Source organism: Streptomyces tyrfis (assembly GCF_037034285.1).
GTDB lineage: Bacteria > Actinomycetota > Actinomycetes > Streptomycetales > Streptomycetaceae > Streptomyces.
The window spans coordinates 139,805-162,891 of record NZ_JBAGJZ010000010.1 but is presented as its reverse complement, the minus strand read 5'-3'; the positions used below and the strand labels follow the sequence as shown (position 1 = coordinate 162,891).

The 23,087-nt window shown below is 72.2% G+C and carries 19 protein-coding genes; 14 read left to right on the top strand and 5 right to left on the bottom strand.

The genetic code is table 11. From position 1 onward, the window contains the following. The first annotated feature begins 87 nt into the window (after positions 1-87). Positions 88-990: a hypothetical protein gene (locus tag WA762_RS10590; protein ID WP_335935080.1), complete on the top strand. Its 903-nt coding sequence runs from the start codon at positions 88-90 to the stop codon at positions 988-990. Between the two features lie 218 nt (positions 991-1,208). Here WA762_RS10590 and WA762_RS10585 read toward each other — a convergent pair whose 3' ends face one another. Then, positions 1,209-1,391, bottom strand: a complete 183-nt coding sequence (locus WA762_RS10585; protein WP_335935079.1) for a hypothetical protein — start codon at positions 1,389-1,391, stop codon at positions 1,209-1,211. 83 nt (positions 1,392-1,474) lie between these two features. Beyond that, the gene (locus tag WA762_RS10580) at positions 1,475-2,554 is read right to left on the bottom strand and encodes a fatty acid desaturase family protein (RefSeq protein WP_335935078.1); all 1,080 of its coding nucleotides are present in this window, start codon (positions 2,552-2,554) and stop codon (positions 1,475-1,477) included. Between the two features lie 357 nt (positions 2,555-2,911). Between WA762_RS10580 and WA762_RS10575 the strand changes: the two genes are divergently transcribed. From WA762_RS10575 to exaC, 5 genes are all read left to right on the top strand, one after another. Beyond that, positions 2,912-5,815, top strand: coding sequence for a DEAD/DEAH box helicase (locus tag WA762_RS10575; RefSeq protein ID WP_335935076.1), 2,904 nt, complete (start codon positions 2,912-2,914; stop codon positions 5,813-5,815). Continuing rightward, positions 5,812-7,185 carry an SWF or SNF family helicase gene (locus tag WA762_RS10570; RefSeq protein WP_335935074.1) on the top strand — a complete coding sequence of 458 codons (1,374 nt, stop codon included), beginning with the start codon at positions 5,812-5,814 and terminating at the stop codon, positions 7,183-7,185. Before WA762_RS10575 ends, WA762_RS10570 begins: the two co-directional genes overlap by 4 nt. A 1,385-nt stretch (positions 7,186-8,570) precedes the next feature. After that, positions 8,571-9,161, top strand: coding sequence for an N-acetylmuramoyl-L-alanine amidase (locus WA762_RS10565; RefSeq protein WP_335935073.1), 591 nt, complete (start codon positions 8,571-8,573; stop codon positions 9,159-9,161). A gap of 76 nt (positions 9,162-9,237) precedes the next feature. Then, positions 9,238-10,524, top strand: coding sequence for a GAF domain-containing protein (locus tag WA762_RS10560; RefSeq protein ID WP_443080559.1), 1,287 nt, complete (start codon positions 9,238-9,240; stop codon positions 10,522-10,524). Between the two features lie 114 nt (positions 10,525-10,638). Then, entirely contained in the window at positions 10,639-12,162 is a 1,524-nt protein-coding gene (gene exaC / locus WA762_RS10555) for an acetaldehyde dehydrogenase ExaC (protein ID WP_335935070.1), read from the top strand. A 79-nt stretch (positions 12,163-12,241) separates the two neighbouring features. Here the strand turns inward: exaC and WA762_RS10550 are convergent, their stop codons facing one another. Beyond that, positions 12,242-12,679, bottom strand: coding sequence for a hypothetical protein (locus tag WA762_RS10550; protein ID WP_335935068.1), 438 nt, complete (start codon positions 12,677-12,679; stop codon positions 12,242-12,244). 480 nt (positions 12,680-13,159) lie between these two features. On the opposite strand from WA762_RS10550, the gene WA762_RS10545 reads away from it, so the two are divergent. After that, positions 13,160-13,381: a hypothetical protein gene (locus WA762_RS10545; protein ID WP_335935067.1), complete on the top strand. Its 222-nt coding sequence runs from the start codon at positions 13,160-13,162 to the stop codon at positions 13,379-13,381. Between the two features lie 5 nt (positions 13,382-13,386). Next, on the top strand, positions 13,387-13,854 hold the full coding sequence (locus WA762_RS10540) for a hypothetical protein (RefSeq protein ID WP_335935066.1): 468 nt from the start codon (positions 13,387-13,389) through the stop codon (positions 13,852-13,854). Positions 13,855-13,972: 118 nt separating this feature from the next. On the opposite strand, the gene WA762_RS10535 is transcribed toward WA762_RS10540, so the two are convergent. Beyond that, the gene (locus WA762_RS10535; RefSeq protein ID WP_335935065.1) at positions 13,973-14,281 is read right to left on the bottom strand and encodes a nickel-dependent lactate racemase family protein; all 309 of its coding nucleotides are present in this window, start codon (positions 14,279-14,281) and stop codon (positions 13,973-13,975) included. A gap of 500 nt (positions 14,282-14,781) precedes the next feature. On the opposite strand from WA762_RS10535, the gene WA762_RS10530 reads away from it, so the two are divergent. Next, positions 14,782-17,772: a LodA/GoxA family CTQ-dependent oxidase gene (locus tag WA762_RS10530; RefSeq protein WP_335935064.1), complete on the top strand. Its 2,991-nt coding sequence runs from the start codon at positions 14,782-14,784 to the stop codon at positions 17,770-17,772. Then, positions 17,769-18,959 (top strand): tryptophan 7-halogenase, encoded by a 1,191-nt coding sequence (locus WA762_RS10525; protein ID WP_335935063.1) that lies wholly within the window; start codon positions 17,769-17,771, stop codon positions 18,957-18,959. Before WA762_RS10530 ends, WA762_RS10525 begins: the two co-directional genes overlap by 4 nt. Positions 18,960-19,471: 512 nt before the next feature. Here WA762_RS10525 and WA762_RS10520 read toward each other — a convergent pair. Beyond that, a complete protein-coding gene (locus tag WA762_RS10520; protein WP_335935062.1) occupies positions 19,472-19,729 on the bottom strand; it encodes a hypothetical protein in 258 nt (85 codons plus the stop codon). Positions 19,730-19,992: 263 nt separating this feature from the next. Between WA762_RS10520 and WA762_RS10515 the strand changes: the two genes are divergently transcribed. From WA762_RS10515 to WA762_RS10500, 4 genes are all read left to right on the top strand, one after another. Further along, positions 19,993-20,175, top strand: coding sequence for a hypothetical protein (locus tag WA762_RS10515; protein ID WP_335935061.1), 183 nt, complete (start codon positions 19,993-19,995; stop codon positions 20,173-20,175). Between the two features lie 199 nt (positions 20,176-20,374). Continuing rightward, on the top strand, positions 20,375-20,563 hold the full coding sequence (locus tag WA762_RS10510; RefSeq protein WP_335935060.1) for a hypothetical protein: 189 nt from the start codon (positions 20,375-20,377) through the stop codon (positions 20,561-20,563). Positions 20,564-20,861: 298 nt separating this feature from the next. Beyond that, the gene (locus WA762_RS10505) at positions 20,862-21,779 is read left to right on the top strand and encodes a DUF6424 family protein (protein ID WP_335935058.1); all 918 of its coding nucleotides are present in this window, start codon (positions 20,862-20,864) and stop codon (positions 21,777-21,779) included. A 39-nt stretch (positions 21,780-21,818) separates the two neighbouring features. After that, positions 21,819-22,895 (top strand): M4 family metallopeptidase, encoded by a 1,077-nt coding sequence (locus WA762_RS10500; protein ID WP_335935056.1) that lies wholly within the window; start codon positions 21,819-21,821, stop codon positions 22,893-22,895. Positions 22,896-23,087: the final 192 nt, after the last annotated feature.

The following is a 23,087-nucleotide window of genomic DNA, read 5'->3' as shown; positions in this document are numbered from 1 at the left end:
CATGAACCGGTTGTCAGGACCTCGACGAGCGGGTCGCCACCTCGTTAGGGTGCGCCGACGACCACCGTGACGGACGAGGAGGACGCCGTGGCAGGGACGAGCGACGCGGTCGCCGACGACGCGCTGTATGTGCTGACCGCGGCGCTGCTCACGCCCGCGCAGTTCCCGAGCCTGCTCGGCGACGACTATCCCGCCGCCTGCGCGGTGTTCGGCCTCGAACCGTGGGAGCGGGGGTACGGCCTGGTCCTGGGCCAGGACGGGGACGGTGCGCGCTGGACCGTGGTCGTGGACGACGTGTCGCCGGTGGCCGTGGCGATCGCCGCCTGGGACTGCGGAATCGAGCACGACCTGTCGCCCGACGATCGTTCGATGGTCTGTGCGCTGCCGGGCTGGCCGCTCCCGGTCGCGGTCGCCGCCCCGGGGCTGGACGCCCCGCACGATCCGCCGCCGGATCCGGAGGTGGAGGGCGCCGGTCCGGCCCCGCTGTCGCCTCCCGACATGGAGTCCTGGGGACCGGCCCAACGACGCCTGGGCGCGGACGAGATCGCCCGGCAATGGACCTCCTGGCGGGAACGACTGGACGACGAAGCGGCCTCCGACGATGCGGCCTCCGACGCACCGGACACCGCGAACGGCTCGGGAGGCAGCCCGGCGAACGGGCCGGGGAACGGTCCGGGGAACGGAACCGCGTCCGCGCCCGCCGCCTCCCCGCCCGCCGTGTCGCACCCCGGTCTGGGGCGGGTGTTGGCGGAGGCCCGCGCCTATCTGGACGCTCCGCCTCCCCCGGGCAGGGTCAGGTCCTCCTTCGCCGCGGGCGACGCCCGGATGCTGCGGGTCGACGGCCCCGGCTGGTCCCTGGTCGCCAGGACGGACGACATGGCCTTCGTCCTCCTCGACGACGAACCGGGCACGGTGCTTCCGGTCGGGCGCGGCGCCGAACTGCCCGGTCTGCTGGGGGCCCTGGACGCCCTCGCGGTACGGCCGGCCTGACCGGACCGCCGTCGACGGGCTGGCCCCTCGGCAGGCCGGGCCCGCGCATCCCGCGCTCGGCGGCGACAGCTCGCGTCACCGCGCCCCGGCGTCGGCGGCCCGCCTCGGCCCGGCCGGCTCCGGGCGCACGGCGGGCGACCGGCGCCGGGCGATGCCCTCCCGGCGCGGGGCGACGTCGCAGTGCGGTACGCGCCCCGCACCGTGCGCGCCCCGCTGGGTCAGCGGCCCAACTCCTTGCGGGTGATCCTGCGCAGTCTGCGCCGCTGGCCGGGGTCGAGCGCCAGATAGCCGACCGCCGGCACTCCGACCAGGACCAGCAGCGACAGCCAGAAGCCGATGAACGGCATCAGGATGACCGCCGCGGCGACTCCTCCGAGAGCGATCTTCGCACTGTTCGACATCGTCCACGCCTCCTTCGCGGCCTCAGCCGCTCCTGCTCCGGGAACGTCCGCGCGCGCCCGTCGGTTCCGGCCGCGGCCGGATGTCACCTGAGCGGCTCCCCGACCTCGTGCATGTGCCGGAGCGCCTGCCGGTACGACTCGACGATCCCGGTCTCCGTGTACGGCATGCCGAGCGCCTCGCAGTGGGCCCGTACCAGGGGCTGCGCCAGGCGCAGGTGCGGGCGGGGCATGCTCGGGAAGAGGTGGTGCTCGATCTGGTAGTTGAGTCCGCCGAGGAACCAGTCGGTGAGAGCGCCGCCGCGTACGTTGCGCGACGTGAGCACCTGCCGCTGGAGGTGTCCCCAGCGGTCGCCGTTCGGGTCCGGCATCTCCATGCCCTTGTGGTTGGGCGCGAAGGCCATGCCCAGGTGGAGTCCGAAGAGCGCGTGGTGCAGGAGTGCGAAGGCGACGGCCTTGCCCGGGGACATGGCCGTGAGCAGCAGCGTCGCGTAGAGACCGAGGTGGGCGACCAGGAGCAGTGCCGACAGGGCGCGTTCCCGGGCGGGCTGGCGGCTCAGGTACTGGAAGCCGGAGACCTTGAGGGCGATGCCTTCGAGGAGCAGCATGGGGAAGAAGAGACCGGCCTGGTGGCGGGTGACGAAACGGGCGAGTCCCTCCCGCCGGGCCGCCTGTTCCCGCGTCCAGACCAGGGCTCCGACGCCGACGTCCGGGTCCTTGTCGATGTGGTTGGGATGAGCGTGGTGGCGCACGTGCTTGTCGTTCCACCACGCCTCGTTCATGCCCAGCAGCAGATTGCCGTGGAAGAGGCCGATGGCCCGGCTCGTCCCGCGGCGGCCGGATATCTGGGCGTGCCCGGCGTCGTGTCCGATGAACGCGGTGCGGGACCAGAAGAGCGCGAGCGGAAGTGCGAGCAGCAGGGTCAACCAGCGGTCGCCGATGAGCTGCATTCCGGCGGCCACGGCGCCCAGGGCGAGCAGATTGACGGCGATGCCGACCGCGTACCAGCCGGTGCGGCGCTCCAGGAGTCCCTGCCCCCTCACCGCCTGGAGCAGGGGGGCGAAGTCGCTCCCCCGGCCGGGAACGGCGCCGCGGCCCCCCGCTCCTGCGACGTCTCCCGCGCCGTCACGGGCGTCTCCCGTAACGGTGGTCATGGCCTGGGACATGGGGTCTCCGGTCTCTGGAGGCTGCGCTGACCCGTCGAAACGTACGGCCGACGGGGGTGGGGCGGCCATGGCGCCACCACCCCGGCCCCACGGGGGCCAGCCCCCCTTCCGCTCAGGGGGGTTGGCCGCACCGGGGGCCGCCCGGCACGGACACGGGGCCGCCGGCACGGACACGGGGGCGGTGCGGCGAGCGCGCGAGGACCGCGACGCGAGGGCGCGGAGGCCGCCGGGAGCGGACAGCCGAAGGACACGGAAGTGAGGCGGATCACAGTATCCTCCGCAACGGATCGCGCACCGATGGAGTACCCTCGGGCCCCTACCACTCACTAGTCAAATTTGAGGAATTCGGCCATCGCTGTGCACAGGTTCCCTGCCGCAACGCTTTCCGAGGTCTCCGCGCTCTCCGTCTGCTCCGTGGTCTTCCTGCCCGGGGAGCCCTTCCGTACCGGCCGTATCGCCTTCTGGCACCCGGACGGGAGCGGGCCTCCCGAAGGGCCCGGTTCCATCGAGGAGCTGACCGTCGTCGGCTCCGACGCGCAGGTGTACACCGTTCCCTCACGGGCGCTTCCGATCCGGGACGCGCTGCCTGTGCTGACCCGCGCCAGGCTCTCGCAGCACGCCTCGGGCGCCGCCGCGTTCTGGGGCGCCGCCGCTCTGCTCGCCCTGCGGTTCGCGGCGCGCGGACTGCTGCTGCCCGGGCTCACCGCGAACGGTCACGACGTCTGGCGGGCCGGTCCGCTGACGGCGGAGGACCAGTCGGGCATCCGCAGGCTCGCCGCCTCGATGCCGCCGCTCGCCCATGCCGTGCCGCTCGACGCGTCGGCGCGTCCCCTGCTGCTGCCCGAACCGGAGCGGCTGCTGCGCGCGTTCCTCGACGCGGTGGCGGACGGCCTGCCGCGCACGCCGGCCGCGGCGCTCGCCGCCGGGGGCCCGGCGTTCGCCTCGGACGAGCCGCACCGCCCGTCCGGCGTACGCGCCTGGGCCGCCGACGTCGCGGCCGGGCTCGACGCGGGCGTCCGGCTCTCGCTGCGGGTGGAGGTGACAGGCCTCGTGGCCCCGGAGGCGGAGGCCGTCTCGTCCACCGGGTGCGCGGGCGGCCCGTCCTTCCGGGCCGTCCTGCAAGTCCACTCGACCGGAGACCCGGCCCTGGTCGCCGACGCGGCCGACGTCTGGGCGGGGACGGGGCCGGCCGCCGCGTTCGGGCCCCGCGCCCGGATGGACGCGCTGCTGGCGCTGCGGCGGGCCGCCCGGGCCTGGCCCGCGCTGACGCCCCTGCTGTCGGCTGCCGTGCCCGATTCCGTCGAACCGGCCGACGAGGAGATCGCGGACCTCCTCGGCCCGGCCGGGCGGGCCCTGGCCGCGGCCGGGGTGCCGGTCCACTGGCCCCGGGAGATGGTCCGCACCCTCACCTCGGGTGCGGTGGTCGGCTCGCCCGAGGACGCCTCGGAGCGGGGAGCGCGGGGGCCGGCCCGAGCCGGGTCGGAGCCGCCGTCGCTGCTGTCGGCCGACGCGCTGCTGTCGTTCGACTGGTGGTTCGCGCTGGGCGACCAGAAGCTCGGCCGCGCGGAGCTGGACCGGCTCGCCGAGGCCGGCAGGCCGGTGGTGCGGCTGCGCGACCGGTGGGTGCTCGTCGATCCCGAGGAGGTGCGGCGCGCCCGGGAGACGCAGGACCGCAAGGTCGCTCCGATCGACGCGCTGAGGGCCGTGTTGACCGGTTCCACCGAGGTCGACGGCCGCCGGGTCGCCGTAGAGGCCGGCGGCCGGCTGGAGCGGCTGCGCCGCGCGCTGGCCGATCCGGAGTCCGACGTGGCACGGGGTGAACGACGGACGGTCGGTCAGCCACCGGGCCTGGCCGCCGCCCTGCGCGACTATCAGCTGCGCGGTCTGAACTGGCTGCACACCATGACGTCGCTCGGCCTCGGCGGCTGCCTCGCCGACGACATGGGGCTGGGCAAGACCATCACCCTGATCGCCCTTCATCTGCACCGGCACGACGCCGACCCGGCCGCCGGACCGACGCTCGTGGTGTGCCCGGCCTCGCTCCTGGGGAACTGGCAGCGGGAGATCGAGAAGTTCGCGCCGGGCACGCCGGTCCGCCGCTTCCACGGCGGCTCGCGCAGCCTCGCCGGTCTGGCGGCCGGCGAGTTCGTCCTCACCACCTACGGCACGATGCGGCTGGACGCGGCGCGACTCGCCGGGGTCGGGTGGGGGCTGGTGGTCGCGGACGAGGCCCAGCACGTCAAGAACCCCTACTCGGCGACCGCCAGGCGGCTTCGGTCGGTCGGCGGGCAGGCGCGGGTCGCGCTCACCGGCACCCCGGTGGAGAACAACCTGTCGGAGCTGTGGGCGATCCTCGACTGGACCACGCCCGGTCTGCTGGGCCCCCTGGGAACCTTCCGCACCCGGTACGCACGGGCGGCGGAGGGCGGCGACCCGGCGGCGGCCGAACGGCTCGCGGCGCTGGTGCGTCCGTTCCTGCTGCGGCGGCGCAAATCGGATCCCGGCATCGCCCCGGAGCTCCCGCCGAAGACCGAGACGGACCGGACGGTGTCGCTGACGGCGGAACAGGCCGGGCTCTACGAAGCGGTGGTGCGGGAGACGCTGGACGCGATCGCGGGCGCCGACGGCTTCGCCCGGCGCGGGCTGATCGTGAAGCTGCTGACGGCCCTGAAGCAGATCTGCAATCACCCGGCGCAGTACCTCGACGAGGACGAGCCGCGGATCGAGGGCCGTTCGGGAAAGGTGGAGCTGCTGGACGAACTCCTCGGCACGATCCTGGCGGAGGAGTCGAGCGTGCTCGTGTTCACGCAGTACGTACGGATGGCCCGGCTGCTCGAACGGCATCTGGCGGCGCGGGGCGTGCGTTCCCAGCTCCTGCACGGCGGGACACCGGTCGCTCGGCGGGAGGCCATGGTGGAACAGTTCCAGGCGGGCGAGGTCCCCGTCTTCCTGCTGTCGCTGAAGGCGGCCGGCACCGGTCTGAATCTCACCCGCGCCGCACACGTCGTGCACGTCGACCGGTGGTGGAACCCCGCGGTGGAGGCGCAGGCGACCGACCGTGCGTACCGGATCGGCCAGACCCAGCCGGTGCAGGTCCACCGGCTCATCGCCGAGGGCACGGTCGAGGACCGGATCGCTGCCCTGCTGGCCCGGAAGCAGGGGCTGGCGGACGCGGTGCTCGGCTCCGGCGAGGCGGCGCTGACCGAGCTGACGGACGCGGAACTGGCCGAACTGGTGGAGCTGCGAGGGGACGCGCGATGAACGACGTGTACGGGAGCGGGGCGTACGGGAGCGACGGGTACGAGGCGGACGACCCGGCGCCGGAACGCACCTTCGCCGCACTGCCGCCCGCCCGCGGGCGCGGCTTCGCCGAATCCTGGTGGGGCCGGGCGTGGCTGAGGGCCCTGGAGGACTCCGCGCTGGACCAGGCCCAGCTCAAGAGGGGGCGCGGGGCCGCCCGCGAGGGCCGGGTCGGCGCGGTCTCGGTGCGGCCTGGCGGGATCACCGCGATCGTCCGGGACCGGAACTCATCGGCGTACCGCGCCGACGTGCTGTTCCAGGAGCTGGGCGGGGCGGACTGGGAGCGCTTCCTGGACGTGGCCGCCGCCCGCTCCGGGCATGTCGCGGCGCTCCTCGACCACGAGCTGACACCCCATCTGGTCGAGGACGCGGCGGCGGCCGGGGTGGAACTCCTGCCGGGCATCGGCGATCTGGAGCCGGAGTGCGCCTGCGAGGCGTGGGACCACTGCCCGCACACCACCGCGTTGTGCTACCAGGTGGCGCGGCTGCTCGACCGGGACCCGTTCGTGCTGCTGCTCATGCGGGGGCGCGGCGAACGCCGCCTCCTGGACGAGCTCCAGACGCGCATCGCGGCTCGCGCCGCCGAGCACGGCCCGTCCGGCCGGGACGCCCCGTCCGACGGGCCGGACGTCGCGGAGACGGGGACAGGGACAGCGACGGGGACGGCGGAGCGGGGCGTCCGGGCGGACGAGGCGTTCGCCGCGCGGGACATCCTGCCCCCGCTGCCCGCTCCCCCGCCGCTGCCGGAGGAGCCGGGGCCGGTGCCGTCGCTGGACACGGAGGCCGAGCCGGGACCCGGCATCGATCCGGCGGCCCTGGAGACGCTGGCCTCGGACGCCGCGGCGCGCGCTCTCTGGATGCTGGGGGACGCTCTCGCGCCCGGCCATGCACGGCAGCCGCCGCACGCCGCGCTGACAACCCGTCAGGACGCTGTGCGGCTGGCCGCGGAGGCCCGGCCGGAGCCCCGGCTCGTCCAGCGGCTGGCCGCGGGATCGGGGCGTTCCCCGGCCGGGCTCGACGCGGCGGTGCGCGCGTGGCGGTACGGCGGGGCGGCGGGGGTCGACGTGCTCGACGAGGAGTGGACGCCGGACCCCGAGACCCTGGCCGGGGCACAGGCCCGGCTCGCCGGCGCGTGGGAGGAGGACGAGCGGCCCCGGCTGCGCGCGGCGGGCAACCGCTGGACGGCCGAGGGCCAGGGCGTGCAGCTCCGGTACGGGAGGGACGGCCGCTGGTGGCCGTACCGCGAGGAGGACGGGCAGTGGGTGCCGGCCGGACCGGCGGACGACGACCCGGCGGCGGCGCTGGCCGGTTCGACCGGCTCGGAGGGCTGAGGGAGGCTCACCGCTGGTTCGCCGTCATCACCCTGGCTGCGGCGTGCCGACGACGGGGCGGGCGAGGACCGGGACCGAGGCGTCGAGGGCCGGGAGCCGGGGTTTCGAGGGCCGGGAGCCGGGGTTTCGGGGCCGAGGGCCGGGGTTTCGAGGGCCGGGAGCCGGGGTTTCGGGGCCGAGGGCCGGGGTTTCGAGGGCCGGGAGCCGGGGTTTCGGGGCCGAGGGCCGGGAGCCGGAGCCTTCCGCCCGGGCCGCCGTCGCCTGCCGCCCCGGCGCCCACCTCGGCGTCACCCTTCTTCGTCGGACGGAGGGACGAGACCCGGTCACGGCGGAGTACGCCCACCGGTTCGACCTGGTGGACGCCTTCAACCCGGGCGAGGACGACGCATCCGAGTTGGAGATCTCCTCCGTCGTCGCGATCGGCCGGGACGGTCTCCTGGCCGAGTCGCGCACCGACGAGGCGGCCCGGCCGCACCGGGTGCCGTACTCCCGCGGCCCCGCACCGCCGGTGCCGTACCCGCCCGTCACCGCACCCCGGCCGGTTCCGCGGGCCGCCGGTTCCCGCCCTCCCCGCGCACGCGCTTGCGCCATCTCACGTCTTCCGCCGCTCGCGCGCCGCCCCGTACGGTTGGGCGCGCGAAAGCTCGGTCGTACATCGGGCAACGCCTTCCGGACATCGGACGAAGGGGGACGCGGGTGCCGGTGGATTCGGGCAGCGGGCTGTTACACGACGCCAACGGGCCGCGCGAGGGCCTCTGCCGGAGCATCAGTGACGCCGTCGCCGGACGCGTGCACCCGGTCCCGGCGTTCGCGCTGCTCGCTCCGCACCGCCGCTCCGCCGCCGCCGGGGTGGCCGCACGGCTCGTGGTCGCGGTCGGCCCGGAGCCGGACTTCACCCTGGCCCCGGTGATCGCGTCCGTTCCAGCGACCGCCGTGATCGTCACCGTGAACATCGAGGTATACGTCGCACGTCCTGGCGACCCCGGTCCGCGCCGGGCGCTTCCTGCGGCGGCGACGAGATGCCCTCCGCCTCGTGCCCCGCCTCCTCTTCCCGGTTCCGAGCAACGCGGCGCTCGTGCCCGCGCCGCCGACTCCCGCCGGGATCGCGGCATTCGACTGGCGAACGTGCACGACACGAAGCACGAAGATGTGCGGCACGGAACACGAACGTGTGTGCAACACGCACCACACCGATGTCGCGCCGATCCGCAAGGAGCGATGGCGCGATGGTCGGCAGGTGTTCCCCCTCGCGGGGGCACGCACCGCCGTCTGCGGAAACCCGCGGTGCGGTCGTCGGGCCGCCGACCGCACCGCCCCCTGCCCCCCCCCCACTCCCTGTTCCTATTCCCGCCCCCCTCCCCATCCCCCACACCACAGGAGTTCTCATGCACCGCAGAAGGATCCTTCAGGGCGCGGCAGCCACGGCCGCGGCTGCACTGCTGCCTGCCTCCGGCCGCGCCCTCGCCGCCATGGCGGGCGACACCGACTACCCGGGAGCCCACTGGACGCCCGCGTCCGCGTCCAACTACACGGCGTCGAACCGTCCTTCGGCCTATCCGGTCGGCTACGTGATCATTCACGTCACGCAGGAGACGTTCACGAACACGCTCGGGATCTTCCAGAATCCGGCCAAGCAGGTCTCCGCCCACTACGTGGTGCGTTCGGGGGACGGCTACGTCGCCCAGTGCGTCCGCGAACAGGACATCGCCTGGCACGCGGGCAACTGGGACTACAACACGCGCAGCATCGGCATCGAGCACGAGGGCTGGGTGGATCAGCCCTCGTACTTCACCAACGCCATGTACGAGCGGTCGGCGCTGCTGACCGCCTCGATCTGCGACCGCCACGGCATCCCCAAGGACCGCGCGCACATCCTCGGTCACGCGCAGGTCCCGGGCACCGACCACACCGATCCCGGCCCCAACTGGGACTGGGTGCGCTACATCCGTCTCGTCAACCTCTACTCGACCGGCTGACGCGTCCCGCCGTCACGCCCGGTCGGCCTGCCGGGGCACGCGCCGCGGTTGCCGCGTCCGCCGGCCGGCGGTCACCATGGGTGTGCACGACGCGCCTGGACGGGAGAGTGAGTTGACGGATCCCTGGGTGGCCCTGGCAGCCGGCACGGACCCGGGACGGCGGCTCGGCCAACTTCGCCGCGCGCACGAGGCGTTCACCACGGCCGGGCGGCTGGAACGGCCGGTGCGGCCGGTGGTCGGCGAGTCATGGCTCCGCTCCGCCCGGGCGCGGGTCAGCCCCGACGGCACGGCCCCGGTCGAGCTGGGCGCGGACGACCTGGGGCCGTACCGGGACGGACACCCGCTGGCCCGGGTCATGCCGGTGATCCGCGAACTGATGTGCGCGTACGCGACGGACGGGGAGCACCTGCTCGCCGTGTGCGACGCGCACGGCAGGCTGCTGTGGGTCGAGGGCCATCCGGGAGCCCGACGGGCGGCGGGCCGCATGAACTTCGTGGAGGGGGCCCGCTGGGCGGAGTCGGTGGCCGGGACGAACGCGCCGGGCACGGCCCTCGCCGTCGACCGGCCGGTGCAGGTCTTCGCCGCCGAGCACTTCCGGCGACCGGTCCAGCGGTGGACGTGCGCGGCGGCGCCGCTGCACGACCCGCGCACGGGGCGGGTGCTGGGCGCGGTGGACATCACCGGTGGGGACCGGCTCGCACATCCGCACAGTCTGGCGTTCGTGCAGGCGGTGGCGCGCGCCGCCGAGTCGCAGCTGGCCCTGCTCGTGCCCGCGCCCGACGGGGAGACCGTGCAGCTCACCGCGCTGGGCCGGGACGAGGCGCTGCTCGTCGCGGGCGGCCGCCGGATCCGGCTCAGCCGACGGCACAGCGAGATCCTGGTGACCCTGGCCCGGCACCCCGAGGGCCTCGGCGGCGACGAGCTCCTCGTCGAGCTCTACGAGGACGAGTCGGTGACCCCGGTGACGTTGCGGGCCGAACTCTCCCGGCTCCGGCGGCTGCTGGGGCCGGAGCTGCTGCTGTCCCGCCCCTACCGTCTCTCGGCCCGTGTGGAGGCCGACTTCGAGACGGTGGCGCGCAGGCTGGCGTCCGGGGCGGTGGCGTCGGCGCTCGGCGCGTACACGGGCCCGTTGCTGCCCGGTTCGCAGGCGCCGTCCGTCGTACGGTTGCGGCGCCGGCTGGACGAACAGGCGCGATCGGCCCTGATCGCGCGCGGTGACCCGGGGCTGCTGGCCGACTGGGCGCACAGCCCATGGGGCGAGGACGACCTGCCGGTCTGGCGCGCGCTCGCGGCGGCCGTGCCCGCGGACCGGCGTCCGGCGCTGCTGGCCAGGGTCCGGGCGCTGGAGACGGAACAGGGATAGGGATAGCGGGGCGCGCCGCCGCGTGTGTGCAACGGGTTCGCAACGTGCCGCGGTCTACGCTCGCGCCCAGAGCCGTCCAACGGCGGGCGGCACCGGAGCCGGGAGGCCACAGAGATGACCCGATACGCCGCGCCGGGCACCGAGGGCGCCATCGTCTCGTACGAGTCCCGCTACGACCACTGGATCGGCGGCGCCTATGTGCCGCCGTCCCGCGGCCAGTACTTCGAGAACCCCAGTCCGGTGAACGGCCGGCCCTTCACCGAGGTCGCCCGCGGCACCGCCGAGGACGTCGAACGGGCCCTGGACGCGGCGCACGCGGCGGCCCCGGCGTGGGGCGCCACGGCCGCGGGCGACCGGGCTTCGCTGCTGAACCGGATCGCCGACCGGATGGAGGCGCATCTGGAGGAGCTGGCGGTCGCCGAGAGCTGGGACAACGGCAAGCCGGTGCGGGAGACCCTGGCCGCCGACATCCCGCTGGCCATCGACCACTTCCGTTACTTCGCGGGTGCGCTGCGCGCCCAGGAGGGTTCGCTCAGCCAGATCGACGACGACACCGTCGCGTACCACTTCCACGAGCCGCTGGGGGTGGTGGCGCAGATCATCCCGTGGAACTTCCCCATCCTGATGGCGACGTGGAAGCTGGCGCCCGCGCTCGCGGCGGGCAACGCGGTGGTCCTGAAGCCGGCCGAGCAGACCCCGGCCTCCATCCATGTGTGGCTGAAGCTGGTGGCCGACCTCCTGCCGCCGGGCGTCGTCAACATCGTCAACGGCTTCGGCGCGGAGGCCGGCAAGCCTCTCGCGTCCAGCCCGCGCGTCGCGAAGATCGCCTTCACCGGCGAGACGACGACGGGCCGGCTGATCATGCAGTACGCCTCGGAGAACATCAAGCCGGTGACGCTGGAGCTGGGCGGCAAGTCCCCGAACATCTTCTTCGACGACGTATGGAACGAGGACGACGACTTCCGCGACAAGGCTCTGGAGGGCTTCACCATGTTCGCCCTCAACCAGGGCGAGGTGTGCACCTGTCCGTCGCGCGCGCTGATCCAGCGCGGCCACTACGACGACTTCCTGCAGGCCGGCATCGCCCGTACCGAGAAGATCGTGCCCGGCCATCCGCTGGACACGGACACGATGATCGGCGCCCAGGCGTCCAACGACCAGCTGCAGAAGATCCTTTCGTACCTGGACATCGGCCGGCAGGAGGGCGCGAAGATCCTGACCGGCGGCCAACGGATCGAGCACGGCGGCGAGTTGGCGGGCGGCTACTACGTGCAGCCGACGGTCTTCGAGGGCGACAACCGGATGCGGGTCTTCCAGGAGGAGATCTTCGGCCCGGTCGTGGCGGTGGCGTCCTTCACCGACTTCGACGACGCGATCAGGACGGCGAACGACACCCTGTACGGTCTCGGCGCGGGCGTCTGGACCAGGGACGTCAACACCGCGTACCGCGCGGGCCGCGCCATCCAGGCGGGCCGGGTCTGGACGAACTGCTACCACGCCTACCCGGCCCACGCCGCCTTCGGCGGATACAAGCAGTCGGGGATCGGCCGGGAGAACCACCGCATGATGCTGGAGCACTACCAGCAGACGAAGAACCTCCTGGTGTCGTACTCCCCGAAGAAGCTCGGCTTCTTCTAGAGGCATAAAAAGAGGCGCCTGACCTGGGCTTTTACCCGTCAGGCGCCTTTTGCTCGCCCCGCGTGGGCAGGGGCCGCGTCTACGCCGTGACTCCCGGTTCATCCCACCGGTATCCCACTGCTGACCAGCACCTCCGGACCAGTCGCGGACCAAAACTCCGGCTCAGTCCGCAGGGGGCCTCACCTCGGCTGACGCGGTCCCACTCCTCCATGGACTGCTCGATGAGGCGGTTGGCCTGCTCCCGCACGCCGTCCAGGAACTTGGCGTAGTGCCGGAAGAGGACTTCGATGCTCTGACCCGCGCGGCAAGCACATTCGGCCGGGTCCACACCGGAGTACAACCAGAACGAGATGCCCGCGTGCCGGAGATCGTAGGGCCGCTTGGCCGGCCCGGAGGTGAGCTCCACTCGTGTCAGCACGTACTTCCGCGCCCGCGCCCACGTCGTGCCATAGGCCGCCGGGTCCACGTAGTTGCCGGCCTGGTTCCGGAACAGCCGGCCGTCCGATGCCACACCCAAGCGTTCGATGTGTGCGCGGAGGATACGTACGCACTGGGGCGAAATGGGCACAGGCCGAGTCGCGGTAGCTGCGCGACGCTTGAGCGAGTGCACCCCATGCACGGCGCCGCCATGTCAACGAGCATGAATCCAAGGCGTTTCGGATCAATAGGGAGCAGGCAGCACCGGGGACCGGCTGTCTCTGCGGGGCCCGGCGCCCTCGCCCTCAGAGAGCGGCGAGACGTGAAGGCCGTAGAGTCGCGCAAGAGGACTGCCGCTGCCGACCGTACCCATCAAACCAACGTTCATTTGCTGGACCCGCTGACCGGCCGCGCCAACGTCCCGGACCTCATCAGTCGGCGCCGACCGCTCCCCTGGATCGCGCCGGCTCCATTCGCGGGACTTCGGCGCGGCACCTTGTTGTCGCCTGACTTGAACTGGTGAAATGCCAGAGTTTCCCGCCAATTCGGGGCTCCACTCACCAAGGCGACCGGAGGATGGATGGACGCGCAAAGAATCGCTCCAGAACAGATCGCGAGGGCTGCCGCCGAGGGCGTCGCAATCGCGCTCGCCGCCCGGAACATCTCGGGCGACATCGAGTCCCTCAGACCTGTCGTTGCCGGATATTTTCCCGATGCACTCTTCGAAGTGACGCTGGAGCGAGATGCAGCCACGGGAGGATTCCAGGTGAGGAATATTGAGCCGCACCAGCCTGGTCAGTAGCATTCATGCCGCACGACGAGACGGGCAGAAGCAGTGAAGAACTCCTCTGTCCCAGTGCACCGGCGCAGCCCGAGTCGGTTCTGATCGGAGTCGTTTCCGGATCAGTGGATGACACGCGGATCATTCCGACCGAACGTGCGATGCCGGTGACTCCCGAGCTCATCGATATGACAGGGCCTGTCGCCCCCACCGAGGTCTTTCGGTTCGCGGCCACATGCCGCACCAATGGCTGTATTCACTTCAAGAATGCAGCCTGCCAAATCGCCGTACGCAGCGCCGCATTGCTGGATGAGGTGGTCACCGAACTGCCAAAGTGTCCGATCCGGACGCAGTGCCGCTGGTTTCATCAGGAGGGCGGAGATCTATGCCGACGCTGCCCGCAGATCGTGACAAGGCAGTTTGCACCCTCTGCCGAAATGCTGCATATCGTGAATGAGACCGATCCCCCGCCGGCGGCCTCCGGGTGCGAGTGAATCCACACGGCCAAATGGCTTAAACCAAATCCGCCGGCGGTCGACGAGGGCCGGGCGTGCCCTGTTCGGCCTACGACGGATTCGGTTCTACGACCAATGCAATGGGCCGTCAGTTGCACTACATGAGGACTCTCTCGCACACGCACTGTTCGTCCTGGTATCCACACAGCCACCCCCAGCTGCTGGACCCGGGCAAATCCCGGACAACTGGATCGTCCTGGTCGGTGATCCACCTCTGCTTGCTGGTTTCCCAGACGTGATCTTTCACGACGACCGACACGTTGTTCACCGGGTGGCCAAGCTCCCTGAGCGTGCCTGTGGGGTTCTCGAGGAATTTCGGGAACTCCTCCTGGTCGAACTTGAGGTAGAACACGGGCGGCAGATAGCCATCACCGTTCTCCGGCTGCAGTTTCACGATCTCAGGCAATGGAGTCACTCCTTCAGTAGCTCGGCGTCTTTCTCACTGATCCTTCCTCTCAGGGTTCGCGCGCTACCGGATCTCATTCTCCTGCGCGGGCATTCCAGCGATTGAAGTGCAGTCCGCCCCTGGCCGGAGTACACGAAGCGACCTGCCGGGCCTGAACTCCGCAGCACCCTGGACGGCGCTCCCGCACGCAGCCCTTCTTCGGCCGTGGTCCTTCCCTTCCCCGGGAACGGTCGACCGGTCACCGACGACGCTGTCACCGGGCCGCTGCCGGGGCGACCGCTGCTGGCCGATTGGAGTGAAACGGCCCGCGTCGGGCCCGCGGCCTCGTCGTTTCGGGCGTACGTCGACGCGCCGCGCCTCGAAGGTTTGTGCACGCTTGACTGGGGTCCGGAAGCCGCGAGCGGCGTCGACCGAGCCGGTCCGCCGGCCCCGAGCGACCACCGCACCGACGGGAGCACACCATGACCGGGACCCCCGAGCCCTTCGACGACACTGCGGGGATGCCATCCCTGCCAGGCTGTGCCGAGGACGCGATCGGCGCCCTGAAGCAGATGTTCGTGGACCTGACTCAGGGCGCGCGGATGGCCCGCGGCCAGGATCCGGTAAGGCGGCCGGTTTTCCTCAAGCCGCACGGCATTGCCTGCGGCACGCTCACGGTCGCCGACGACCTGCCGCCCGAGATGCGCGTCGGCTTCCTGGAGAACGCCCGTACCCAGGCCGGCGGCCTGAACGCCTGGGTGCGGTTCTCCAGCGACACCGTGCCCGGCCTTCCCGACCTGAAGACCACCCTCGGCATCGGCCTCAAGCTGTTCGGCGTGCCCGGCCCGAAGCTGCTGGAGGGCTACACCGAGGCCGGCACCCAGGACCTGCTGCTGCAGAACCACGACGTCTTCTTCGTCGACACCGCCCAGGACATGTGCGAGTTCACCAAGGCCGGTGTCATCGACGGCAGTTACGACAATTACTTGGAAGCCCACCCGGTCACCCGCGAAATCCTCGACGCGATGGCCAAGTTCGAGCCGAGCGTGCTCACCGCCACCTACTGGGGCGTGCTCCCCTACGCTTTCGGACCCGAGCGCTTCGTCAAGTACAAGCTGGTGCCCGCGGGTTGCGAGCCCGGCGACCCGGCCGCCACGCCGCCCGACGAGAACCCCGCCTACCTCGGCGCCGACCTGGCCCACCGGCTCGCGGCCGGTCCGGCCGTCTTCGATCTGATGCTCCAGTTCCGCACCGACGACGAGACGATGCCGCTGGACATGGCGACCGTGCGCTGGAAGGAGTCCGAGAGCGTTCCCGTGAAGGCGGCCCGGCTGACCCTCCAGCAGCAGGACATCACCGCCCGCGGTCAGGCCGCGTACGGCGAGAACCTCGCCCTCAACCCCTGGCACAGCCTCGCGGAGCACCGCCCGATCGGCAGCATCGCCGACGTGCGCAGGGCGGTGTACCTGGCCTCGGCCGAACAACGTCGCGATGTGAACGGCGTCCCGACGGCCGAGCCCGGCCCCGCCCGCCCGCAGATCACCCCGCCGGCGGCCCGCGACACCCGGATCGTCCGGGCCGCCGTGCACCCGGCCATCGGTGTGGCCCGGGTCGGCGACAGCACGATGGACGACTTCGTCCTCGCCCCCGAGGTCGACGAGCCGTCCCCGCTGCCCGCCGGGAGCTACAAGGACGTCACCGGCGCCCTCAAGCGCCAGGCCGTCCGGTTCCGGGTCTACGGCTACAACGCCGCCGGCGAGCCGGTCGCCGAACTGACCGCCGACAACGCCGACCTGCGCTGGACCGTGCACATCGCCAACTCCAAGGCGGCCTGGTACCAGTTCCAGATCGCCCTCGACATCCCGGAGGCGGGCCAGGCCGACGACAGCAACCTGCGCAACCCCACGATTCCGGCCGCCCAGCGCGACCACCTCCTGACCATCGACCCCGGCCCCCGTTCGGTACGCGGCCGTAGCCGTTCAGCCCCCGAGCACCGCTTCGACACCGGCACATTCATGGGCAAACCCGTCTACCTCGGCGAGCTGCGCACCGACGACAAAGGGCGGCTGATCTTCCTCGGCGGCCGCGGCGCCTCGGCTTCGGCGACCGGCGCCCCCGCCGACACCTTCGCCAACAACGACGGCTGGCACGACGACGTCTCCGACGGCCCGGTCACCGCCGAGGTGACCATCGGCGGACGGCCGATCCCGGTCGAACCGGCCTGGGTGGTGACCGCACCGCCCAACTACGCGCCGGAACTCACCTCGGTGCGCACGATGTACGACCTGGTGCGGGACGCCTTCGTGACCGAGGGCCGCCTCCCCGAACCACAGCAGGTTTCATTCACCCGCGACATCCTGCCCGTGCTGCGCCGCCTGTGCGATCTGCAGTGGGTCAACAAGGGACTGGCCATCCAGTTCGGCTTCGGCGGACGCGAGGACCTCCTCGCCCCCGCGCGAATCACCGAGTTGGCGGACCCCTCGCCGGTTCAGCGGGAGTTCCGTCGGCAGATCTGGCTCGCCGTCCGCGACTACGACCGCGACAGCATGTCACCGGTGCCCTGGCCGGCGGTCTACGGCGACGCGATGAACGTGCCGCCCCAGTCCGTACGTCAGCATGTGACGCTCTCCGCGCTCCAGTACCGGTTCCTTGAGCGGTGGGCCGGCGGGGACTTCGTCAACGACTACGACCCGCACGCCGCGCCGCCCGCCACCCTCGACGACGTCCCGTTCCCCGACCAGCCCGCGACCCTCGACCGGGCGGCCCTGTCGTTCTGCCTCGCCGACGCCTTCCACCCCGGCTGCGAGCTCACCTGGCCGATGCGCCACACCACCTTGTACACCAGCCCCTTCCGGATCCGTCACCGCGATCCGCTCACGCCCAGGCCCTCCTACGGCCCGAAGCTCACCGCGGAGATCGCGCTCTCCTTCGACGGACCGCTCTACGCCCAGGCGCCGGGTGACCTGACCCGGTGGATGGCCGTGCCCTGGCAGACCGACACCGCGAGCTGCCGGGCCGGTTACGAGTACGGCTCCGGCCTCGGTCCCTACGACCCGTTCTTGCCGACCTTCTGGCCGGCCCGGGTGCCCAACCACGTGCTCGCCGAGGAGGACTACGACGTCGTGGTCGACGCCTCCCGCCCGATCGCCGATCGCCTGGCCGCGTTCCAGACCCGGCGCACCTGGCTCCGCTGGCTGCCCCGCGACTACCTGGCCGCCATCAACGCGATGGTGCAGGACTTCGGCAAGCTCGGTGTGGTCGAGCGCCGCCCCGGGCCCACCGACGATCCCCGTCTCCCGGCCGAGGTCCTGGTGGAGTCCGAGGTGAGCTTCCCGCCCGAGCCCGCGCCACCGGCCGGGCGCAACCTGATCACCGTGCACGTGGACCGCGGCGCCGACCCGGTCCTGGGCGCGGCCGCCCTGGCCACCGCGGTCGCCGTGGCGGACGCTCCCGACGAGGAGGTCTCGGCCGGGTTCATCGACAAGGTCAAGCGCTTCCGGCCGAGCCGGTGACCCCCGACCCGCCGCATCGCGTGCGCCCGCCCGGACGCGTCGACGCCGTCGTGGCGGGCGGCGGTCCGGCCGGCGCTGTGGCGGCGCTCGTCCTGGCTCGGGCCGGCCACCGCGTCCAGCTGCTGGACGACGGCGGCCGGGCCCCGCCACGCGCCGCGCCCCGCGGCCGGCCCGTGTTCAAGATCGGGGAGTTCCTGCCGCCCGTCGCCCGGCCGCTGCTGAGCGACCTCGGACTGCTGGACGGCTTCCTGGCCTCCGGCCACCCCGTCTCCACCGGCACATATGCTGCCTGGGGGTCGGCGGCGCTGCACGGTCGCAGCCACCTGTTCGACCCGTACGGGCACGGCTGGCACCTCGACCGGCTTCGCTTCGACGCCTTTCTGCGGGACGCGGCCGTCGCGGCCGGCGCCGAACTTCGGCAGGCCACCGCACTGGACCGGCTCGACGACCGCCTGATCGTCCGCGAAAGGGCCACCGGCGCCGTGGCGGAGCTGTCCGCCCGCTGGGCGGTCGACGCCACCGGCCGACGCTGTGTCATCGGCCGCAGGCACGGCCACCGCCAGCGGCAGGACCGGCTCGTAGCCGCGTACGTCGTGTTCTCCGACCGCTGCCCGGCGGACCCGGCAGCACAAGCAGACGCCGACGCCCGCACCTTGGTGGAGGCGGCTCCGCACGGCTGGTGGTACACCACCCGGATCCCGGCCGGGCGCCTGGTCGCCCACCTGACCGACGCCGACCTCGTGGAGCCGCCGCTGCGCACCCCGCAGGGTTTCTGGCACGCGCTCAGCCGCACCGTCCATGTCCGGCGTCGCCTGGCCGGGCACGGTCCGGCCGTAGCTCCCGTACCGTGCTGGTCACCTGCGCACGGCCTGCGGCTCACGCCGACGGCCGGGCCCGGCTGGGTGGCGGCGGGGGACGCCGCCCTCGCCTTCGACCCGCTCTCCTCGCAGGGCATCCTCACCGCGCTGCACACCGGTGCCCGCGCCGGCCGGACCGTGGCCGACTGCCTCGCCGACGAACGACGCACGAGCGCCGCGCTCGCCGACTACACTGCGTTCCTGGATGGGATCGCGGCAGCCTACCGAAAGAACCATGCATATGCGTACGGCCAGGAGCAACGCTGGCCCCTGAGCCCTTTCTGGGCTCGCCGCCGAGCGGGCGCGCAGCCTCCGCCCGGCGTTGCGTGAACGCGCCGGAACATCCGTCCAAGGAGTCAGCCATGACTGCTCGGACGCTCGCCATGCTGCATGCGACGGAGGTCGCCCAGGCCATACAGGACCGCCGGCACAGCGTCACCCCGATCACCGGCAAGGTCACCGTGATCCGTGCCCACGTGAGCGGCACGAGTGGCCCCGCCACCGAGGCGTTCAATTCCCGCGAGCACGGGCGCCTACCTCGACTTCGGAGACGTCGGGCGCGACCGGGCCGTCGCCGCCGTGCAGCTCGACCTCGGCGACCGTGACGGCGCGCTCGGGAACCTGTCCCACGGCTTCGACGCGGGACCCCGGATGGCCCGCATCCGTCCACGTGAAGACCCTCCTGAAAGCCCTGCGCACCCACCGCCGTGTTGCCGAGGTCCGCGATCTGGAAGACCGCGCCCGGCACGTCGCCGCCCTGGAGGCCGTCTGACACCGGACACCGGAAGAACAGCGGCCCCCGCCGACGGGTGGGTGAGGAACCGCTGCTCTCCTGTGCCGGGTCAGGCGTCAGCCGCCTTCTTCGCAGTCATGGCCGCGTCGGCGGCCTCGGGGCCATCGTCGGCCGACCGCAGGCCGACGGCTGGGACGACGACGGCCTTGATGACCTCGACGACCTGCCCGACGGCCCAGAGCAGGCCGAACGACGAAGCCGTCACGAGCCACGGCACCACGACCGGCCAGAAGCCGACCTGACACGGCGGCCCTGGGGCGGGCGACCAGCTCGTCGTGCCCGAGTCGTCCAGCCGGTCGGGTGACATGCACACACGTCCCGGCGGACACCGCGGCCCTGGCCCTCACCAACCCCCCTTCGTCGCCGCGTACATGGTCGGTCTCAACCGCGAGTTCGTCCGCGAGCTGCGCCGGCGCGAATACCCGACCGACCAGCGCGGCACCTGCTTCGCCTCGTTCTGGGGGTATGGCACGGATCTGCCGCCGCTGCACACCTGGCAGCTCGACCTGCCGCTGGGCGCGCACCTGACCGCCCCGCCCGACCGCGTCGTCCTGCTCCTGCGCGGCGCACTTGCTGCGCCGCTGCCCCGGGGCGGTCATCTACGCGGCGCCGCTGACCGGCACCGACCCCGACGAGGACCACGCCCGGTATCCGGTCTTTCGCGGCGGCCTGAACCCCGAGACGGCCATGCTGGGCTTCGACAGGGGCCGCTTCACCGCCCACGGCCGAACCGGCAGTGGGTCACCGACCTGACCACGATCCCCGCCCGGGAGGGTCCGTTGTGGCCGTCCGCGATCCGCGACGCGGTCTCCCGCGGGTCGTGGCCCGGGAGACCTCCGCCCACGCGGGCGCCGACTGGCCCTCACTTCGCTCGAATACGCCCTGGCCGGCCGCGAAGTCACCCCCGGCGAACTCGTCGACCCACGCCGGCCACGGCTGTCGACACACGTCCGTGAAACTCCACGGCTTCCACGACCCCGGCCGCATCCAGGGACGGCTCGGCCGCCTCAGCCCCATCGAGTTCGAGGAGGAGCACTACGCCGGCCTGGCAGGGATGGAACCAGTGCACCTGAGACCACGTCTGCCCGCCCTGACCACCTGGTCGGCCATTTCCGCGCAACGGCGGACCTCACACCGGTGAGGCAGCGCCCGTCCGGCTCGAAGACGCGTCTGCGTCTGCTGCGCTCGGACGCCGGACCAGGTACTTCGACGAGGACGTCCCGTCACCGCCGAGTGTGCGACGGAGCGGTTCGTTCGACAGACCCGATGGACACGGCTGGCGGCGGCAGCCCTCTTCCGCCCTGATGGGACCGACAGCACTCCGTCGGTTCATCGGCTGCTCGGGTTGGCGCATCTCCGAGCCCGGGCGGACGATGAAGACAGAGGCACTCGGCACCGTGGGCCGTACTCGGACCGCGGCCGGCACGTGGAGGTCGGACATGGCCCGATCCGGTTCCCTCGCATCGTCCACGATTCCCGGCTCGCTCAAGCCCGGCGGGACCGAGTCGGAGTGCCACCCCTGGAAGATTCGGCTGGTCGAGCACCCCGAGCGCTTCGAGTCGTCGTTCTTCCGTGCCGCGAAGAGGACGGCGCACAAGATTCTCGACGAGATGAGCGACACGGATCTGCCGTACGGGCCCCGGCCCGTCGGCTCCGAGCACTGGGAGATGCACCACGGAGGCAGCCTCTGGGTCAAGGGAGCGGGCGGCTGGCGGATGTACCGGGCCCGGGTGGGCGTCGAGTGGAGCATGCAGTTCTGCGCTGAGCCGGTGAAGGTCGACCGGCTCAGGCAGGACGCTGCCGAACTCATCCATGCCTTCCCGCTGACCCTGCCGGCCCTCGCCGGGCTGGGATACGAGGAGGCCGACGCACTGCTGCGCACCCCGATCAGGGACGCGGACGGGGTGGAGGCGTGGACCGACGCGTTGTTCAACGCGTGCGTGCCCATGACCCACGGCAACCACCAGGGGATTCTGCCCAAGGTGCCCGGTGAGCACCACTATCCCTGGCCCGTCAAGGGGGCGGACTTCGTCCGGTACGACGACTTCCAGCTGTGGGTGACCCTGCCCGACGGTACCCATGGCGCCGTCGCTCCGGTGGACCGGCGGGGCTCCGGAGACGGGCACGTCCGCCTGGTGCACGTGCCTGAGGGCAGCAGGGCGGCGGAGACAGTGGCCGAGGCGCAGGAGCAGGGGCTGATGGCGGTCCTGCCGCCGAACAGTTCCGCCGCGCTCCAGGCGTTCGCCGGGCAGATCGACCCCGAACGACGCACCGCGGCCGGCCACCTGGCTACGGGCCGGGCCCGCGGGAACGGCCGAGGCTCCCGCCCACACAAGGCGCGAGCGTCAGGCGGATGAAGTGCGCTACCGCCATCCGTACCGATCGGAGCACATCCCATGACCGACGACATCCGAAGCCCCTCGCTCAGGTCCGTTGCCACGACGCCGTGTGCGATCGTGCCACCGCATCTGCTCAACCGGCTGGCCCGCGCCGAGGACCCGGCCGTGCACGATCCTGCCCGCCGCACTCTTGCGCTCGACGCGGCACAGCGCGTCCAACGCAGGCTGACGGCCGAGATCAGCTCGACCGCCGCCCCGCCGACGCGCGGCCCCGACCACTCCGACCGCACGATCTGCGACGTCGAGCACCGGCAGGAGTTGCCCGGCAGACGCATACGTGGGGAAGGCGAGGCCGACGTGCCGGACGCATCGGTCAACCACGCCTACGACGGTCTTGGAGCCACCTTCGACTTCTATCTGCACACCCTGTCCCGCTTCTCCATCGACGGGGCCGGCCTCCCACTGGATGCCAGCGTTCACTACCGCCGGGACTACGACAACGCCTTCTGGGACGGCGAGCAGATGGTCTTCGGCGACGGGGACGGTCGCATCTTCGGCGACTTCACCGACTCCCCCGACGTCATCGGTCACGAGCTCACCCACGGCGTCACCCAGTACACCGCCAACCTGGCGTACATGGGCCAGTCCGGAGCCCTGAACGAGCATCTGTCCGACGTATTCGGGTCCCTGGTCGAGCAGTACGCCAAGGACGAGTCGGCCGAGGAAGCGAACTGGCTGATCGGAGAGGAACTGCTGCGCCCCGGAGTACAGGGCGTCGCGCTGCGCTCGCTGAAGGCGCCCGGCACCGCGTACGACGATGACGAGCTCGGCAAGGACCCACAGCCCGCCCACATGAACGACTATGTGCACACCTTCGCCGACAGCGGCGGCGTGCACATCAACTCGGGCATCCCCAACCACGCCTTCTACCTCGCCGCGACTGAGCTCGGCGGCCACGCCTGGGATCGAGCCGGCCATATCTGGTACGACGTGCTCACCGGTGGCACGCTCGCCGGCGACGCCGACTTCACGTCCTTTGCACGACTGACGGCGGACGCCGCCGATGCCTACGGGCCACAGGAGCACGGGGCGGTACTCCGGGCGTGGGACGCGGTCGGCGTACCTGCGGGCTGAGCCGGCCAGTTCCCCGGTAGACCGGTAGAACCGAGCGCCCGCATGGATCCGCAGAAAGGGCTTCTGCGCCTACGGCCGGGCGCTCGTTCCCCGCTGACGAGGGCCGGCACGAGTTCCTCGTTCGCCGCAGCACCGGCGACAGCGAACCTCCTGTCCGAAGTCCGAGGGGGGCTCGTGCGTGTAGGCCGTCCG

Bases quoted from the DNA above. Each gene is read 5' to 3' on its own strand.
- WA762_RS10585 (WP_335935079.1), bottom strand. From the start codon at position 1,391: ATGTCGAACAGTGCGAAGATCGCTCTCGGAGGAGTCGCCGCGGCGGTC.
- WA762_RS10580 (WP_335935078.1), bottom strand. From the start codon at position 2,554: ATGTCCCAGGCCATGACCACCGTTACGGGAGACGCCCGTGACGGCGCG.
- WA762_RS10570 (WP_335935074.1), top strand. From the start codon at position 5,812: ATGAACGACGTGTACGGGAGCGGGGCGTACGGGAGCGACGGGTACGAG.
- WA762_RS10565 (WP_335935073.1), top strand. From the start codon at position 8,571: ATGCACCGCAGAAGGATCCTTCAGGGCGCGGCAGCCACGGCCGCGGCT.
- WA762_RS10560 (WP_443080559.1), top strand. From the start codon at position 9,238: ATGGGTGTGCACGACGCGCCTGGACGGGAGAGTGAGTTGACGGATCCC.
- exaC (WP_335935070.1), top strand. From the start codon at position 10,639: ATGACCCGATACGCCGCGCCGGGCACCGAGGGCGCCATCGTCTCGTAC.
- WA762_RS10545 (WP_335935067.1), top strand. From the start codon at position 13,160: ATGGACGCGCAAAGAATCGCTCCAGAACAGATCGCGAGGGCTGCCGCC.
- WA762_RS10540 (WP_335935066.1), top strand. From the start codon at position 13,387: ATGCCGCACGACGAGACGGGCAGAAGCAGTGAAGAACTCCTCTGTCCC.
- WA762_RS10530 (WP_335935064.1), top strand. From the start codon at position 14,782: ATGCCATCCCTGCCAGGCTGTGCCGAGGACGCGATCGGCGCCCTGAAG.
- WA762_RS10520 (WP_335935062.1), bottom strand. From the start codon at position 19,729: ATGTCACCCGACCGGCTGGACGACTCGGGCACGACGAGCTGGTCGCCC.
- WA762_RS10505 (WP_335935058.1), top strand. From the start codon at position 20,862: ATGGCCCGATCCGGTTCCCTCGCATCGTCCACGATTCCCGGCTCGCTC.
- WA762_RS10500 (WP_335935056.1), top strand. From the start codon at position 21,819: ATGACCGACGACATCCGAAGCCCCTCGCTCAGGTCCGTTGCCACGACG.